This window comes from Tepidiforma bonchosmolovskayae (genome assembly GCF_008838325.1).
GTDB lineage: Bacteria > Chloroflexota > Dehalococcoidia > Tepidiformales > Tepidiformaceae > Tepidiforma > Tepidiforma bonchosmolovskayae.
Window position 1 is genome coordinate 1,267,993 of sequence record NZ_CP042829.1, and the last position, 15,238, is coordinate 1,283,230.

At 72.1% G+C, this 15,238-nt stretch carries 11 protein-coding genes; 5 read left to right on the forward strand and 6 right to left on the reverse strand.

The features are described 5' to 3' along the window. Positions 1-44: 44 nt before the first annotated feature. Positions 45-764: a potassium channel family protein gene (locus Tbon_RS06395; protein WP_192498202.1), complete on the reverse strand. Its 720-nt coding sequence runs from the start codon at positions 762-764 to the stop codon at positions 45-47. A gap of 83 nt (positions 765-847) precedes the next feature. Next, on the reverse strand, positions 848-1,195 hold the full coding sequence (locus Tbon_RS06400) for a hypothetical protein (RefSeq protein WP_158066857.1): 348 nt from the start codon (positions 1,193-1,195) through the stop codon (positions 848-850). Between the two features lie 207 nt (positions 1,196-1,402). On the opposite strand from Tbon_RS06400, the gene Tbon_RS06405 reads away from it, so the two are divergent. After that, entirely contained in the window at positions 1,403-2,275 is an 873-nt protein-coding gene (locus tag Tbon_RS06405; protein WP_158066858.1) for an SDR family NAD(P)-dependent oxidoreductase, read from the forward strand. Here Tbon_RS06405 and Tbon_RS06410 read toward each other — a convergent pair. Together Tbon_RS06410 and obgE are read right to left on the reverse strand one after the other, a co-directional pair. Next, positions 2,272-3,054, reverse strand: a complete 783-nt coding sequence (locus tag Tbon_RS06410; protein ID WP_158066859.1) for an enoyl-CoA hydratase/isomerase family protein — start codon at positions 3,052-3,054, stop codon at positions 2,272-2,274. The two genes, Tbon_RS06405 and Tbon_RS06410, sit on opposite strands and share 4 nt — an antisense overlap. A 68-nt stretch (positions 3,055-3,122) precedes the next feature. Continuing rightward, positions 3,123-4,382 carry a GTPase ObgE gene (gene obgE, locus Tbon_RS06415; RefSeq protein ID WP_158066860.1) on the reverse strand — a complete coding sequence of 420 codons (1,260 nt, stop codon included), beginning with the start codon at positions 4,380-4,382 and terminating at the stop codon, positions 3,123-3,125. A 277-nt stretch (positions 4,383-4,659) separates the two neighbouring features. Between obgE and Tbon_RS06420 the strand changes: the two genes are divergently transcribed. From Tbon_RS06420 to Tbon_RS06430, 3 genes are all read left to right on the forward strand, one after another. Continuing rightward, positions 4,660-5,403: a PIG-L deacetylase family protein gene (locus tag Tbon_RS06420; RefSeq protein ID WP_158066861.1), complete on the forward strand. Its 744-nt coding sequence runs from the start codon at positions 4,660-4,662 to the stop codon at positions 5,401-5,403. 122 nt (positions 5,404-5,525) lie between these two features. Beyond that, complete coding sequence (locus tag Tbon_RS06425; protein ID WP_158066862.1) at positions 5,526-7,259, forward strand: PEP-utilizing enzyme; 1,734 nt, start codon at positions 5,526-5,528, stop codon at positions 7,257-7,259. A gap of 10 nt (positions 7,260-7,269) precedes the next feature. Next, positions 7,270-9,438, forward strand: coding sequence for a pyruvate, phosphate dikinase (locus tag Tbon_RS06430; RefSeq protein ID WP_158066863.1), 2,169 nt, complete (start codon positions 7,270-7,272; stop codon positions 9,436-9,438). Between the two features lie 19 nt (positions 9,439-9,457). Here Tbon_RS06430 and Tbon_RS06435 read toward each other — a convergent pair whose 3' ends face one another. Beyond that, complete coding sequence (locus tag Tbon_RS06435; protein ID WP_158066864.1) at positions 9,458-10,990, reverse strand: tetratricopeptide repeat protein; 1,533 nt, start codon at positions 10,988-10,990, stop codon at positions 9,458-9,460. Further along, positions 10,990-11,400, reverse strand: a complete 411-nt coding sequence (locus tag Tbon_RS06440; protein WP_098502798.1) for a hypothetical protein — start codon at positions 11,398-11,400, stop codon at positions 10,990-10,992. Before Tbon_RS06440 ends, Tbon_RS06435 begins: the two co-directional genes overlap by 1 nt. 127 nt (positions 11,401-11,527) lie before the next feature. On the opposite strand from Tbon_RS06440, the gene dnaE reads away from it, so the two are divergent. Further along, on the forward strand, positions 11,528-15,235 hold the full coding sequence (gene dnaE, locus Tbon_RS06445; protein ID WP_158066865.1) for a DNA polymerase III subunit alpha: 3,708 nt from the start codon (positions 11,528-11,530) through the stop codon (positions 15,233-15,235). Positions 15,236-15,238: the final 3 nt, after the last annotated feature.

The window sequence follows — 15,238 nt, forward strand, 5'->3', positions numbered from 1 at the left end:
GGTGCAGGTGATGCCCGGACGATACACGCGTCGGTTGCAGGAAGCTACTCACCGGCGCGCAGGCGGGCCACTTCCTCGCGCAGGGCGCGGAGCTCGGCGAGCAGGTCGGCGAGGGTGGTCTCCTCCCGGGATTCGCGGACCAGGAAGGCGGCGACCGTGGCGGTCAGCGCCGAGAGCGCCGCGATGCCGAACAGCATGAGCGCCACGGCGACGCCGCGGCCCATCGGGGTGGTCGGGTAGACGTCGCCGTAGCCGACGGTGGTCATGGTCACCGCGGCCCACCAGATGGCATCGCCGAAGCTGGTAATTGTCGCGCCGGGTTCGCCTCGCTCGGCGAGGTACGCGAGGGTGGCGCCGATGACGAGCGTGCCCACCACCGCGGCGACGATCACCTTCGTGCCCCGCTGCGCGAGGATGTCCCGGATCACCTGGACGTTGAACCCGAGCGCGACCGCCACGCGGGCCAGGCGGAGCGCCCGCAGCGCCCGCAGCGGCCGGAGGAACGGCAGCAGGACCATCAGCCCTTCGAGCCAGTGGCGGCGGAGGAACTCGACCCGCCGGGGCGCGACCGCCAGCTTCACCCCGAAATCGGCGGCGAAGACGGCCCAGATCGCCCAGTCGGCCACGAGGATCGCGTCATCCCACGGCGGGCGGACGGTGACGACGGCCGGCACGATGAGCAGCGGCACCAGCGCGAGCGCGAGGATGAGGAGCGGCAGGTCGGTAAACCGTTCGATGCGGCGAAGCAGTTCTTCCCGGTCCACAGGGCAGCACCCCGGCAGAGGATCGCCCCCCATTGTGGCGAAGCCGCGGGGTTCCCGGCCCGTCGCTCACCGGCGCGCAGGCGCTACTTCGCCGCCGATTCCCCCAGCAGCCAGCGCAGCGCCGCCTCCCGCTCACGGAAGACGGCCATCACGACTCCTTCGGCGAGGCCCGCCAGCTGAATCGCCTGCCGCGCGAGCCCGAAGGCGAGGTCGCCCGGCGCGCAGACCGCCACCCGCGCGGCCCGCGCCGCCAGCTGCTCCGCCGCGGCAGCGAGGGGGCCGGCCTCCACCTCCGCCGTCTCGAGGGCCGCGGCATCGACCAGGACGCGCGCGCCGGCGGGGACATCGAGCCACGCCGCCGACGCCAGCCATTCGCCGGTCAGGCCGGCCGGCACTTCGACGACCGTGTAGCAGGGGTGTTCGCCGGCCATGCGCTGCCTCCGCTGCCGGTGGACGCGGCGGGGACCGAACCCGACGCCAGTGAGGATAGCTACGATCCGGGCCCCGCGCATCGATCAGCGCGGGGAAGGTCAGGGTGCCCGGGCGCCTCTCGCGGGCTTCTCGCGGCCGCCAATCGCCCATCTGCCCGGCGGCACGTAGACTCGCCCCCACCACACCGTTCCGGAGGATTCCCCACCATGGGCAGGCTCGAAGGGCAGGTCGCCATCGTCACCGGCGGGGCCAGCGGCATCGGCGAACAGACGGTCCGCGCGTTCGTCGCCGAAGGCGCGCGCGTCGTCATCGCCGATGTGCAGGAGGAGCGGGGCCACCACCTCGCCGAGGCGCTCGGCACCCAGGCCAGCTTCCTCCGCACCAACGTCGCCGAGGAGGACGAGGTCGCCGCCGCCGTGGACCACGCCCTCGGCCGCTGGGGCCGGCTCGACGTGATGTTCAACAACGCCGGCTTCGGCGGCGTCTCCGGGCCGATCGACGAGCTCGACATGGCCGCCTACGACCAGACGATGGCGGTCCTCCTCCGCGGCGTGTTCCTCGGGGCGAAGCACGCCGCCCGGGCGATGAAGCCGGCCCGCCGCGGGCTCATCCTGAACACGAGCAGCGTCGCCGGGCTGCAGGCCGGCTTCGGTCCGGTGGTCTACAGCGCGGCGAAGGCGGCCGTGGCCCACCTGAGCCGCTGCCTCGCGGTCGAACTGGCCGAATTCGGCATCCGCGTCAACGCCATCTGCCCCGGCGTGACGGTCACGAACATCTTTGCGGCCGGCATGGGGCTGAGCGGCCCCGCCGCCGAGGCGCTCCTCCCGCGGATCGAAACCGCCCTCGCCGACTGGGCGCCGCTCCGCCGCGCCGGTCAGCCGGCCGATATCGCGAACGCCGCCCTCTGGCTGGCGAGCGACGAAGCGAGCTACGTCACCGGCCAGGCGATTGTCGTCGACGGCGGGCTGACGGCCGGGCGCTCGCTCGAGGAGTTCGGGCAGCGGCTGGCCTCGGCGCTGGGCCTGACCCCCGAGCAGTGGCAGGCGATGCGCGACGCCGCCCGCCGCGCCCAGGCCTAGCGGAACTTCGCCGGCCGCTTCTCCTGAAAGGCGGCCACCGCCTCGCGGTGCTCGGGGGTGCTGTAGCACTCATTGATCCGGCCGTGCTCCAGCCGCATCACCTCGTTGTAGTCCGGGTTCGCGCCGTTCTTCGTGATCAGCTCCTTGATCCAGCCCATCTGGCGGTCCGGGTTCTGCGCCAGCATGTTCGCGTACTCCATCGCCGCGTCCATGAGCTGCTCATGCGGGACCACCTTCTGCACGAGCCCGGTGCGGAGCGCCTCTTCGGCGTCGACCAGCCGCCCGGTGAGGCACATATCGCTCGCCATGCCGAACCCGACGCGCTGGGTGAGGAAGTAGGTGCTGGCCAGCTCGGGCACGAGGCCCATCTTCACGAAGAACATCCCGAAGCGGGCCTGGTCGGAGGCGATGATGATGTCCATCGGCAGGATGGAGGTCAGCCCCACGCCGACGCAGACGCCGTTGACGGCGGCGATCATCGGCTTCGACGTGCGGACCAGCTCGACGTAGTTCGTGGTGTCGCGCTCCTCGCGGCGGGCCTGGCCCTGCGAATCGAGGCCGCGCTGGAAGGCGTCGCGCACGTCGGCCCCGGCGCAGAAGCCGCGGCCTGCGCCGGTCAGGATGATGGAGGCGACCTCCGGGTCGGCGTTGGCGCGCCGGAAGGCGTCGTTCCGCTCCGCGGCCATCTTCCAGGTCCAGGCGTTCAGCCGCTCCGGCCGGTTCATCGTGATGATGACGGTGTGGCCCCGCTTCTCGTAGAGGATCTGCTCGTACTCCATGGCATTGCTCCCCGCGATGATGGTGCAGGGAGCCTACGCCGCCGGGCCGCGCCTGTGAAGACGGCCCCTCAGCCCTCCCAGGCGATCTCCACGTCGTCGAAGACGACCACGTCGCCGGGCTTGATGCCGAGCCGCCGCAGCTCCTTGGCGATGCCCCACCGCTCGAGCCGGCGCATCACCTCGTCGAGCGCGCCCGGCATCCCGGTGTCCATCATCTTCACGAACGTGACCGCCGTGTAGCCGTCGACCACGTACCGGCCGTCTTCGTCGATGGTCACGACGAACCGGTCGACCGGCGCGGGCCGGATGACCGGCACCTCGGCTGGCGGCTGGCTGGCGGCCCGCGCCCGCTCGGCCGCGACGAGCGCCATCAGCTCCTCCTTGAGCGGTTCGAGGCCGGTCCCGTCGTGGGCGGAGATGACCCGCACCGGTCGCCCGAGGTGCGCCGCGAGGGCCTCCGCCGAGCGCTCCGCGGCGGCGTGGTCGAGGTCGGCCTTGGTGACGGCCACCACCCGCGCGACGTGCTCGAGGCCCGGGTCGTAGGCGCGCAGCTCGCCCTCGATCAGCTCGTAGTCGGTCACGGGGTCGGGCGATTCGCAGGAGACGACATGGAGGAGGACGCGGCACCGCCGAACGTGTTTCAGGAACTCGAAGCCGAGCCCGTACCCCTCCGAGGCGCCTTCGACAAGCCCGGGCAGGTCGGCCAGCGTGAACCGCTCCCAGCCGACGTTGACGACGCCGAGCATCGGCTCGAGGGTGGTGAAGGGGTAGCTCGCGATCTTCGGCTTCGCGTTCGAAACGGCCGCCAGCAGGGTGGATTTGCCGGCGTTCGGCAGGCCGATGAGCCCGACATCGGCGAGGAGGCGGAGTTCGAGCCGGAGCCGCCGCTCTTCGCCCTCCTGCCCCTTCTGCGAGTACCCGGGCGTCTGGTTGGTGGGCGTGGCGAACCGCTTGTTCCCCCAGCCGCCGCGCCCGCCGTGGGCCACGAGCACCTCAGCGCCTACCTCGGAGAGGTCGGCGAGGAGGTCGCCCGTCTCGGCGTCGTAGACGACGGTGCCGACCGGCACCTCGAGGTAGAGGTCCTCGCCGTTGGCGCCATGCCGGAGGTTCGGGCCGCCGTTGCCGCCGGCCCCGGCCTGGAACCGCTTCCGCGAGCGGTAGAGCTCGAGCGTGTAGACGTCGTCGACGGCGCGCAGGAAGATGCGCCCGCCGCGGCCGCCGTCGCCGCCGTCGGGGCCGCCCTGCGGCACGAACTTCTCGCGGTGGTAGCTCACGAGGCCGTGGCCGCCGTTGCCGCCTTTCACCGTGATTTCGACTGCATCGAGCATCCTGATCCCATGGAACCATGCCCTCTCATGGATTGGAAGATCTGATCAGAAGCAGGATCAGGCCGTTGGGAACGTTGGGTTCGAATCCGGCAGCCGTTGGGAAACCGTTCCGGCTGCGGACGGCGGGCGTTGGAAACCCGGTGCGGCTGGCCCCGGCTTCGGCGGCAGCGTTGGGTTCGCACGGGCCAAACCCAACGGCCGGGGCGCCAAACCCAACGGTTTCCCAACGCCGGGGCGTACGATGGTTGCACCATGCAACGTTCGAAGGAGGCCTCCCATGACTGCAACCGAGTTCGTCCCGCCCAGCGCGATGGTCGTGGTCGCCCACCCCGATGACGCCGAGTTCCTCTGCGGGGGGACGGTGGCGAAGTGGGCCGCCCGCGGCTGCGAGGTGACCTGCGTGGTCATCACGAAGGGCGACAAGGGGAGCGACGACCCGGAGATGACGACCGAGCGGCTGGCGGAGATCCGCGAGGCCGAGCAGCGCGCAGCCGGCGCCGTCCTCGGGGTGCGGAACTTCGAGTTCATGGGCTACCCCGACGGCTACCTCCAGCACACGCTCGAACTTCGGCGCGACCTCGCCCGGCTCATCCGGAAGTACCGCCCGCACTCCGTCATCACCTTCGACCCCACCAACCGCTTCCTCTCCGACACCTACATCAACCACCCGGACCACCGCGCGGCCGGCGATGCGACGCTCGACGCCGTCTTCCCGACCGCGCGCGACCGGCTCACCTTCCCCGAGCTGCTGGTCGACGGCTACGAACCGTGGAAGGTGCGGCAGGTGTGGCTCGGCGCGGCGGCCCACCCGAACGCCTGGGTCGATATCTCCGGGACGCTGGAGCTGAAGAAGCAGGCGCTGCTCTGCCACCCGAGCCAGCTCTCGCCGGAGGTGGCGCTGTTCGTCGAAGGGATGGCGCGCATGGCGGGCGAGGCGAAGGGTCTGGCCGCCGCCGAGGCCTTCCGGCGGTTCATCATCGAAGCCGACCCGGTGCACGAGGCGCCGCCCCCCGGCCGCTAACCGGACTGGCTCCCCGGCCACCCGGCAGCCTATACCACCCATACTCGCCGTCTATGGCAGAATAGGCACCCGGCGCGTCGGCGGGAGCAGCGCGCCGCATCTCCCTGCCCCTGGAGGCCTGTATGAAGCCGTGGGTGGTCGGCACCCGGCCGAGCAAGCGGTACCCGCTCTGGACGCGTGCGAACGTGGGCGAGGTCTTCCCCGACCCGGTCGCGCCGCTCTCCTTCTCGCTCCTGATGGAGAAGGACACCGAGGGCGCCTGGCGCGATGCGCTGGTGCGTATGGGTGCCTTCACCTATGACGAGTTCGACCCCGACAACATGGAGACGCTCGGGATCTTCGGCTCGTACTGCTACCTGAACGCACAGGTCACGCGTATCCTCGGGGAGCGCGCACCGGGCCTCTCGGCGCAGGCGATGGACGACCTCTTCTACGGCGCCCAGCCCGGCATCCCGCCGTACGAACCTGCCCCGGGCGACCACAACGAAGAGCGCACCGCGGCGCTTGCGAAGACGTTCGAGTGGGCGATGACGGTCCAGCACCTGGAGCGCCCCGCCCTCGACGCGAAGCGGGTCGCCGGGCTGCGGGCTGCCCGCCCCGAGCTGGAGAACCTCTCGAACGAGGCGCTCTGGGCTTACGGCAAGGGGATCGCGCTCGCCAACCACCGGCGACTCTTCTCCGAGCACATCTTCACCACCTTCATCTCGACCGTGCCCGTGGGCGCCGTGACGCAGATCTGCGCGGCGGTGGGCCGGCCCGCCGATGCCCTCCGCGTCATCCAGGGCGTGGGCGACGTGGAATCGGCCGCGCCCTCGCTCGCCATGTGGAAGCTCGGCCGGATGATCGCCGCCGACCGCGAGCTGACGGCCGCCTTCGACGCCGGCGTCGAGGGGGTGCTCGACCGGATTCGCGGCCTGGGCGAGAACGGCCAGCGCTTCCTCGAGGCCTTCGATGCCTTCCTCTACGACTACGGCTGCCGCGGCCCGAACGAATGGGAGAGCCGCTGCCACACCTGGGAGACGAAGCCGGAGCTGGCGCTGGCCGCCATCGACCGGATGCGGTTCGCGCCCGAGAGCGCCTCGCCGGAGGCGCGCCAGAAGGAGCTCGCGGCCGAGCGCGAACGGGTGACGCAGGAGATCGCGGCGATGCTCGCCGGCGACCCGCAGAACCAGGGCCTCTTCCTCGCCGCCGCCAATGCCGCCCGCGTCTTCCAGGCCGGCCGCGAACGGACCAAGACGAACAACATCCGGATGATCCATGAGGTCCGGATGGCCCTCCATACCATCGGCCGGCGGATGGTCGCCGCCGGGCACCTCGACGACGTCGGCGACTACGCCTTCCTCCTCGCCGAGGAGTTCGACGACTGGCTGCAGAACCCGGCGAAGTACGCCTCGACCATCCGGGAGCGGAAGGCGCTCTACGAGGAGTACGCCAGCCGGCAGGAGCCGTTCGCCTTCTGGGGCGAAATTCCCGACCCGGAGACCTGGCCGAAGAAGGCCGATGTCGCCATCGAGCCGGTGAAGCCGGGCGAGGTGCTCCAGGGCTTCCAGGGCTGCGCCGGGAAGGCGACCGGGCGCGCCCGCGTCGTCCTCGACCCGCTCGACCCGCGGGGCCTCGAACCGGGCGACATCCTCGTGGCCCCGATTACCGACCCCTCGTGGACGCCGCTCTTCGTGCCGGCCGCGGCCGTGGTGGTCGATGTCGGCGCCGCCCAGAGCCACGCCATGATCGTGAGCCGCGAGCTCGGCATCCCCTGCGTGCCCTCCGTGACGAACGCCACGAAGCGGATCCCCGACGGCGCGACCATCACCGTCGACGGCGACGCCGGGACCGTGACGGTCGTGGCGCTGCCCTGAGGTGCCGGCCATGGATGTCGTCTGCCTCGCTGACCCGCTCCCGGCGGGCGCCGATGCGACGCGCCTGCTCGGCGGCAAGGCGGCCGGCCTCGTCACGATGACGCAGGAGCTCGGCCTGCCCGTCCCGCCGGCCTTCACCGTGACGACGGAGGTTTGCCGCCGGTTCCTCGCGGAAGGGTGGCCTGCCGGCCTCGACGACGCGGTCCGGGCCGCCCTCGGCCGGCTCGAGGCGGCCACCGGCCGCACCTTCGGCGGCGGCGAGCGCCCGCTCCTCGTCTCCGTCCGCTCCGGCGCACCGGTTTCGATGCCGGGGATGATGGACACGCTCCTCAATGTCGGGATGACCCCGACGGTCCGCGAGGCCCTTGCCCGCGAAAGCGGCGACCCCCGCTTTGCGGCCGATACGTGGCTCCGGTTCGTGCGCGGCTACGCCGCCATCGTCCTCGGCCTGCCCGAGGACGAGGTGAACCACGCCGCCATGCACGATGACACGCCCGCGGGCCTCCTCGCCGCGGCCGGCCGCGTCTGCGCCCTCGCCGACCGGTTCGGCGGCATCCCCGCGGACCCGTTCGCGCAGGTGACCGAGGCGATCCGCGCCGTCTTCCGCTCCTGGGAGTGCGACCGCGCCCGCGTCTTCCGTGAACGGGAGGGGATCGACGGCACACTCGGCACGGCCGCCACGGTGCAGGCGATGGTCTTCGGCAACCTGGACGAGCGCTCGGGCACGGGCGTGGCCTTCACCCGCGACCCCTCGACCGGCGCCCGCGGCGCCTTCGGCGACTACCTCGCCCGGGCCCAGGGCGAAGATGTGGTGGCCGGCACCCACGCCGTCAGCGGGCTCGAAGCGCTGCGCAGCCAGCTCCCCGCGGTCTACGACGAGCTGCTCCGCCACCTGGACCGGCTCGAGCGGCACTACCGCGACATGTGCGACGTCGAGTTCACCGTCATGGGCGGCGCGCTCTACATCCTCCAGGTGCGCGTCGGGCGGCGCAGCCCGCTGGCGGCGGTGCGGATCGCGGTCGACATGGCCGAGGACCCGACGTTCCCGCTCACCCGGCGCGAAGCCGTCGAGCGCGTCGGCGCCGAGACGCTCCAGGCCCTCGCGAAGCTCGGCGGGGTCGACCCGGCGGCCGCACCCATCGGGCGGGGGCTCGCCGTCTCGCCCGGCGTGGGCGCCGGCGTGCTCTGCTGCGATGCCGGCCGGGCGGCCAGCCTCGCCGCGCAGGGCGTGAGCGTGGTCCTGGCCCGGCCCGAGACCTCCCCCGCCGACGTGCACGGCATGGTGGCCGCGGCCGGCCTCGTCACCACAACGGGCGGGGTGGTGAGTCACGCCGCGGTGGTAGCCCGTGGCTGGGCCATTCCCGCCGTCTGCAGCCTGCAGGACGCCGTCGTGGAGGAGGACGCCCTCGTGGTCGGCGGGCGCCGCATCGCGGAAGGGGAGTGGGTCACGGTCGACGGGACGCGCGGGCTGCTGTTCGCCGGCGACTGCCGGGCCGATGGGGCCGCCGACATCCCCGAAGTGCGGCTGCTGCGCCAGTGGGCCGCCGAGCTGGCCGAGGCCGGCCCCGGCGACGGCGCCGCGGCTGCCCCTGCCGGGGCCCGGCCCGTGAGCCGGTTCGACGTCCTGCGGGCGCTCGGGCTGAAGGGGCTGGCCGCCGCCGAGCGGGTCGCCGCCGTGCTCGACGCGGACGCCGGGGCCGTCGAGGCGGAGCTCCGGGCCGCCGCCGAGGCCGGGCTGGTGCGGGAGACGCCGCGCGGCTTCGCCATGCTGCCGGCCGGGCGGGATGCCGTCCTTGAGGCGCTAGCCGCCGAGCGGGCCGCCATCGACCCGGCCGCGATTGATGCGGCCTTCGCGGCCTTCGATGCGCTCGACCGGGAGTTCAAGGCGCTGGTCAGCGGCTGGCAGCAGGCCGCGCCGGCCGAAGCTGACGCCGCCTGGGCTGCGGCACTCTCCGGGCTCGAGCAGCTGCACGCCCGGCTGGGGCCGGTGGTGGCGCAGGCTGCCGGGCTCGTGCCGCGGCTGGCGCCCTTCGCGGGGCGGTTCGAGCAGGCGCTGGCGGCCGTCCGGGCCGGCGACCGGTCGATGCTCGCCTCGCCGCTCAAGGAGAGCTACCACACCGTCTGGTTCGAGCTGCACGAGGAGCTGATCGCCCTGAGCGGGCGCCGCCGGGAGGAGTAGGCAGCCGGCTGCGCTATCCCTAGCGGGCCTGGCCGGCTTCGCGGAGCAGGCGGAGGAACTCGGGGTCGCCCTGGAGGATCGCGAGGCGCGGGTCGGCGGCAGCCTCGCGGGCGTAGCCGCGGTCGAGGGCGAGCGCCCGCTGCACGTGGCGGAGCGCCTCCTCGCGGTTGCCCATGGAGGCTGCGGCCTGGGCTGCCCCGTAGTGGGCGGCGGGGTCGTCGGGGTCGAGCCCGGCGGCGGCGAGGAAGTCGAGCAGCGCCGCCGCGGCGTCGCCGCTGTGGAGGTGGGCGAGCCCGCGGTTCACCATGACCGTCGTGTCGCCGGGGTCGACCGCCAGCGCGGCGTCGAAGTCGGCCAGGGCAGCGGCGTAGTTGCCGCGGTAGAGGTGGAGCATACCGCGGTTGTTCAGGGCGTCCGGGTCGTTCGGCTGGAGCTCGAGCGCGCGGTTGTAATCGGCCAGCGCCTTCTCGAACTCGCCCGAGCGGGTGTAGGCGTTGGCGCGGTTGTAGTAGGCCGCCGTGAGGTCGGGGTCGAGCTCGATGGCGGCGGTGTACCGGTCGATGGCAAGCGCGAACTGCCCGACGTTGAAGTAGACGTTCCCTTCGTCGACGTAGGACTCGGCAGAGCGCCGCGGGGGCCGCTGGATGGGGGCAGGCTGGAGCTCGCCCAGGGCCGCTTCGAGGCTGGCGGGGAGCGGCTCCTCAGCTTCGGCCGGCGGGGGCCCCGGCGCGGCCGCCGGCCGGCCGGTCACCTCCGCGCCGGAGGCATCGAGCGCCTCGTCGACGGGCGGCGCGCCGGGCGGCGGAGCCATGCCTTCGTTGGCGGCGTCGGCGGCCTGGCGCTCCAGCTCTCCTGCGGCCGCGGGCGGCGCCTCCGGCTCGGGCATGGCGGCCAGCTCTTCGAAGCGGGAGAGGATGACATCGGGCTCCGCCGGGGCGGGCGCCTCCTCCGCGGGGAGCGGCTCGGCGGCCGGTTCGGCCTCGTCTTCGATCGGCAGGATGAGCGGCTCTGCGCCGGGTTCGGCCCCGGCCAGCATGGCGGCGAAGTCGGGGTCCTCGCGCGCCTCCGCCGCTTCGGGGGGTGCGATGCCGCCGAAGGTGCCCGTGAACGCCTGCTCGAGCTGTTCGAACTCGGCGACGGCGCGCTCCAGCTCGGCGGCCTCGGCGAAGAGCTGCCGCACGGCTTCATCGCTGAGCTCCTCCGGCGCTCCGGCGGCCGGCGCTGCGGCGGGGCCTGAGCCTGCGTCCGGCTCCTCGACGATTGCCGGTTCGGCGGGCGGCTCGGGCTCCACGACGTGCCCCGTCTCGTCGATGGCGACATCCACCGCGGGCTCCCAGTCGGGGGCGCGCATCCCTTCGGCCTCGGCGTCGGCGATCTCCTGTTCGAGCGCCTCGTCCTCGTCGATGGTGAGGACCGGTTCGACGGCGGGCGGCGTCCAGCCGGGCTCGGGGGCCGGCCAGCTCCGCCCCCGCCGCCGCACGGCCAGCACGGCGACAGCGGCCGCCCCGGCGAGGATGGCGACGACGATGAGCAGGCGGAGCAGGCGGCGCATCAGGCGCCTCCGCGGGCGGCTTCGCGTTCGAGCAGCTCCTCGGTCACCAGCCGCAGCGCCTCGTAGAGGTAGAGCACCTGGTCGCGCGGGTGGAGCTCCACCTTTTTGAGGGTCTCCTTGCGGGCCGTGACCGGGTCCCACGAGCCGGTCAGCTCGATGCTCTCGTGGTCGATGCCCATCTGGAGTTCGTACAGCTCGCCGTCTTCGGCGACGACAATGCAGCCGACATCGGGGTTGTTGGCGAGGGGGCCGATATCGACCTCGATCGCGTTCGTGAAGAGGGCGTTCGGGAAGGGAGGGAAGGGGCGGAGCTCGGCCGCCGCCTCGCGGAGGAGGTCGGCGAGCTGGAACGCGGCCCGCTCCAGGATGGCATCGGCCTGCGCTTTGCGGCGGAGTGCTTCACTGGCCATACGGCCGCAGTATACGTCTCCGGTGCGGCCGGGTCTGCGGGCCATTGCGGGCTGCATACCGCGGGCCCGCGGGACTGTCGTCCGCTGGTGCGGCCGGCGGGTGTAGACTGGGGCACCCGGGCAGGAAATGTTTACCCATCTGCACACCCACACCGAATACTCGCTGCTCGACGGCATGAGCAAGATCGGGCCGCTCATGGACCGGGTGAAGGCGCTCGGGCAGGTGGCCATCGCCATGACCGACCACGGCGCCCTCTACGGCGCCATCGACTTCTACCGGGAGGCCACGGCCCGCGGCATCAAACCGATTATCGGCGTCGAGGCCTACGTCGCGCCCGGCAGCCGCTTCAGCCGGGAGAAAAGCGAGAGCTCGCCCTACCACCTCGTCCTGCTGGCCCGGAACCTGGCCGGCTACAAGAACCTGATCGCGCTCGTCACGAAGGCGAACCTCGAGGGCTACTACTACAAGCCGCGCATCGACCGGGAGCTGATCGAGAAGCACTGCGAGGGGCTGACCGTCCTCTCCGGCTGTCCCTCCTCCGAGTTCCACCGTCGGGTGCAGGAGGGCGACCGGGAGGGGGCCATCGCCGTCGCGAAGTACTACCGCGAGGTGTTCGACGGCCATTACTACCTTGAAGTGCAGGACCACGGCGACGAGAAGTTCACCCGCCTCAACCCGGTCATCGCCGACATCGGCCGCGAGCTCGGCATCCCTGTGGTGGCCACGAACGACAGCCACTACACCTTCCCGGAGGACGCCGAGGCCCACGACATCCTCCTCTGCATCGGCACCAACGCCACAGTCGACCAGCGCGATCGGTACCGGTTCGACGGCCACGGCTACTACCTGAAGAGCGAGGAGGAGATGCTCCGGCTCTTCCCCGAGAACCCGGAGTTCATCACCAACACGATGCTCGTGGCCGACGAGTGCGACCTCGAGCTGAAGTTCGACCGGCAGCTCCTCCCCGAGCCGCCGGTGCCGCCCGGCCGCACGAGCGACGACTACCTCGCCGAGCTCTGCTTCCGCGGGCTGCGCGAGCGGTTCGAGGTCGTCACCCCGGAGCTCGAGGAGCGGCTCCGCTACGAGCTCGATGTCCTCCGCCAGACCGGCTTCACCGACTACATGTTCGTGGTGAAGGAGATCGCCGATTACGCCCGGAAGTCGGGCATCCGGATGGGCGTCCGCGGCTCGGCGGCGGCCTCCCTCGTGCTCTACGTGCTGAAGGTCACGGATATCGACCCGGTGGCGAACCGGCTCGTCTTCGAGCGGTTCCTCAACATCGAGCGGCGCGAGATGCCGGACGTGGACTTCGACTTCGCCGACGACCGGCGCGACGAGATGATCCGGTTCGCCTATGAGCGGTACGGGCGCGACCGGGTGGCCCAGATCATCACCTTCGGAACGCTCGGCGCGAAGGCCGCAATCCGCGACGTGGGCCGCGCGCTCGGCCTCTCCTACGCCGAGACCGACCGGGTGGCCCGGCTCGTGCCCGATGTGCTCCACATCACCCTGCCGGAGGCCCTCGAACAGTCGCCCGAGCTGCGCGAGGCCTACGAGGGCGACCCGAAGGTGCGCCGCCTTGTCGATACCGCGAAGCGGCTGGAGGGCGTGGCCCGGCACGCGAGCACCCACGCGGCCGGTGTGGTCATCTCCCGCGACCCGCTCATCGAGCACGTACCGCTCCAGCGCCCTACCCGCGGCGACGAGGACAGCATCCCGATGACCCAGTTCGCCATGGAGCAGGTGGCGAAGATCGGGCTGCTGAAGATGGACTTCCTCGGCCTCTCGAACCTCACCATCCTCCAGCGGGCCACCGACCTCATCCGCGAAACGACCGGCGAGGCGATCGACCTCGTCCGCCTCCGCGACGGCGACCCGAAGACGATGGAGATGCTCGGCAAGGGCGAAACGTTCGGGGTGTTCCAGCTGGAATCGGCCGGGATGCGGCGGTACATCCAGGAGCTGCAGCCCACAAACATCGCCGACCTCTGCGCGATGGTCGCCCTCTACCGGCCAGGCCCGATGCAGCACATCCCGCGCTACATCGACGGCAAGCACGGGCGCGTGCCGATCACCTACCCGCACCCCGACCTGGCCGACATCCTCGACGAGACGTACGGCGTCATCGTCTACCAGGACCAGGTGCTCCTCATCGCCCGGAAGTTCGCCGGCTACACCCTCGGCCAGGCCGACATCATGCGGAAGGCGATGGGCAAGAAGAAGGCCGAGATCATGGCCGAGGAGCGCGGCCGGTTCATCGCCGGGGCCGTCGCCAAGGGGTACCGCGAGGAGGATGCCCGGGCCGTCTTCGACCTGATCGAGCCGTTCGCCGGCTACGCCTTCAACAAGGCGCACAGCTGGTGCTACGGCCACATCGCCTACCAGACGGCCTACCTGAAGGCGAACTACCCGGTCCAGTACATGACGGCGCTCCTCCAGCTGGCGAAGAACGCGCCCGATACCCACGCCCGCATCGCCGCGGCCGTGGCCGAGTGCTCGAAGCTCGGCATCGAGGTGCTCCCGCCCGATGTGAACGCCAGCCAGGACAACTTCTCGGTGGAGCGCCGCCCGGATGGTTCGATGGCGATCCGGTTCGGGCTCGGCGTCATCAAGAACGTCGGCTCGGCGGCCGTGGAGGGCATCATCGCGGCCAGGGAGCAGGGCGGCCCCTACCGCGACATCGAGGACTTCTGCCGCCGGGCCGACCTTTCCTCGGCGAACTCCCGCGTCCTCGAACACCTCGCGAAGGCCGGCGCCTTCGACATGCTCGGCGGGCCGCCGGGCCCCTACAACCGCGCGACGCTGGCCGCCCACGCCGAGCGGCTCATCGGCCTCGCGAAGCGCGAGCGCGAACTGCGCGAATCCGGCCAGGCGACGATGTTCGACCTCTTCGGCAGCCAGGTCGAGACGCCGCTCCCGGCGCTCGACCTCGAGCCGGTGCCCCAGAAGCGGGAGGACCTCCTGGCCTGGGAGAAGGAGCTGCTCGGGGTCTACGTCTCCGACCACCCGTTCAAGTCGGTCGCCCCGGAGGTGGCCCGCTACACCACCCACAGCCTGGCCGACCTCGGACCGGAGCTGGCCGGGCAGACGGTGACCATCGCCGGGATGCTGACGCGCGTGCAGGCCCGCTTCACCCGGGACGGCCGGAAGTTCTACCTCGCCGAGCTGGAGGACCTCTCGGGCACGGCCGAGCTGACGGTCTGGAGCGACACCATCGAGCTGACCGGCGAGGAGGCCTGGGCCGAGGGGCGCGTCCTCGTCTGTTCGGTCGAGGTGCGCGACCGGGGCGACCGCGGTGTGAGCTACTCAGTCCGCAAGGCCGCCCCGTTCGACCCCGAGTCGGGGACGGCGGCCGGGTTCGCGGCGAACCAGTGGCAGGTGGAGGCCGCGCCCCGGCGCGCCGCTCCTGCCCCCGCGGCCGAGCAGACCGCCACGCGCGGGAACGGGCAGGGGCCGGCGCGCCCCCAGGCGAACGGCAGCGGGGGGAACGGGAACGGCGGCTACCGTGCCGCCGGCCCCACAGCCGAAGCGAGCCGCCCGGGGGTGACGCCCCCGGTCGAAGGCGAAGCCGTCCGCCTCGCGATCACGCTCATCGAGACCGACGACGTGCTCACCGACGAGGCGCTGCTCAAGGCGGTGGTGGAGCTGCTCAAGCGGCACCCGGGCAGGGATGAGGTGCGCGTCGTAATCCGCGACACGGCGGGGGAGGAGACGGAGTTCGACTTCCCGCGGGCGAACGCCACCGAAGAGCTGGCCCGGAGCCTGCGCAACCTGGTGGGGAACCGGGGCACGGTCCGCCTCACTGGCGGCGCGAAGGTGGCCGGGGCGGCGTAAGGG

Coding starts and splice junctions, on each gene's coding strand:
- Tbon_RS06400 (WP_158066857.1), bottom strand. CDS start 1,195: ATGGCCGGCGAACACCCCTGCTACACGGTCGTCGAAGTGCCGGCCGGC.
- Tbon_RS06405 (WP_158066858.1), top strand. CDS start 1,403: ATGGGCAGGCTCGAAGGGCAGGTCGCCATCGTCACCGGCGGGGCCAGC.
- Tbon_RS06410 (WP_158066859.1), bottom strand. CDS start 3,054: ATGGAGTACGAGCAGATCCTCTACGAGAAGCGGGGCCACACCGTCATC.
- obgE (WP_158066860.1), bottom strand. CDS start 4,382: ATGCTCGATGCAGTCGAAATCACGGTGAAAGGCGGCAACGGCGGCCAC.
- Tbon_RS06420 (WP_158066861.1), top strand. CDS start 4,660: ATGACTGCAACCGAGTTCGTCCCGCCCAGCGCGATGGTCGTGGTCGCC.
- Tbon_RS06425 (WP_158066862.1), top strand. CDS start 5,526: ATGAAGCCGTGGGTGGTCGGCACCCGGCCGAGCAAGCGGTACCCGCTC.
- Tbon_RS06430 (WP_158066863.1), top strand. CDS start 7,270: ATGGATGTCGTCTGCCTCGCTGACCCGCTCCCGGCGGGCGCCGATGCG.
- Tbon_RS06435 (WP_158066864.1), bottom strand. CDS start 10,990: ATGCGCCGCCTGCTCCGCCTGCTCATCGTCGTCGCCATCCTCGCCGGG.
- Tbon_RS06440 (WP_098502798.1), bottom strand. CDS start 11,400: ATGGCCAGTGAAGCACTCCGCCGCAAAGCGCAGGCCGATGCCATCCTG.
- dnaE (WP_158066865.1), top strand. CDS start 11,528: ATGTTTACCCATCTGCACACCCACACCGAATACTCGCTGCTCGACGGC.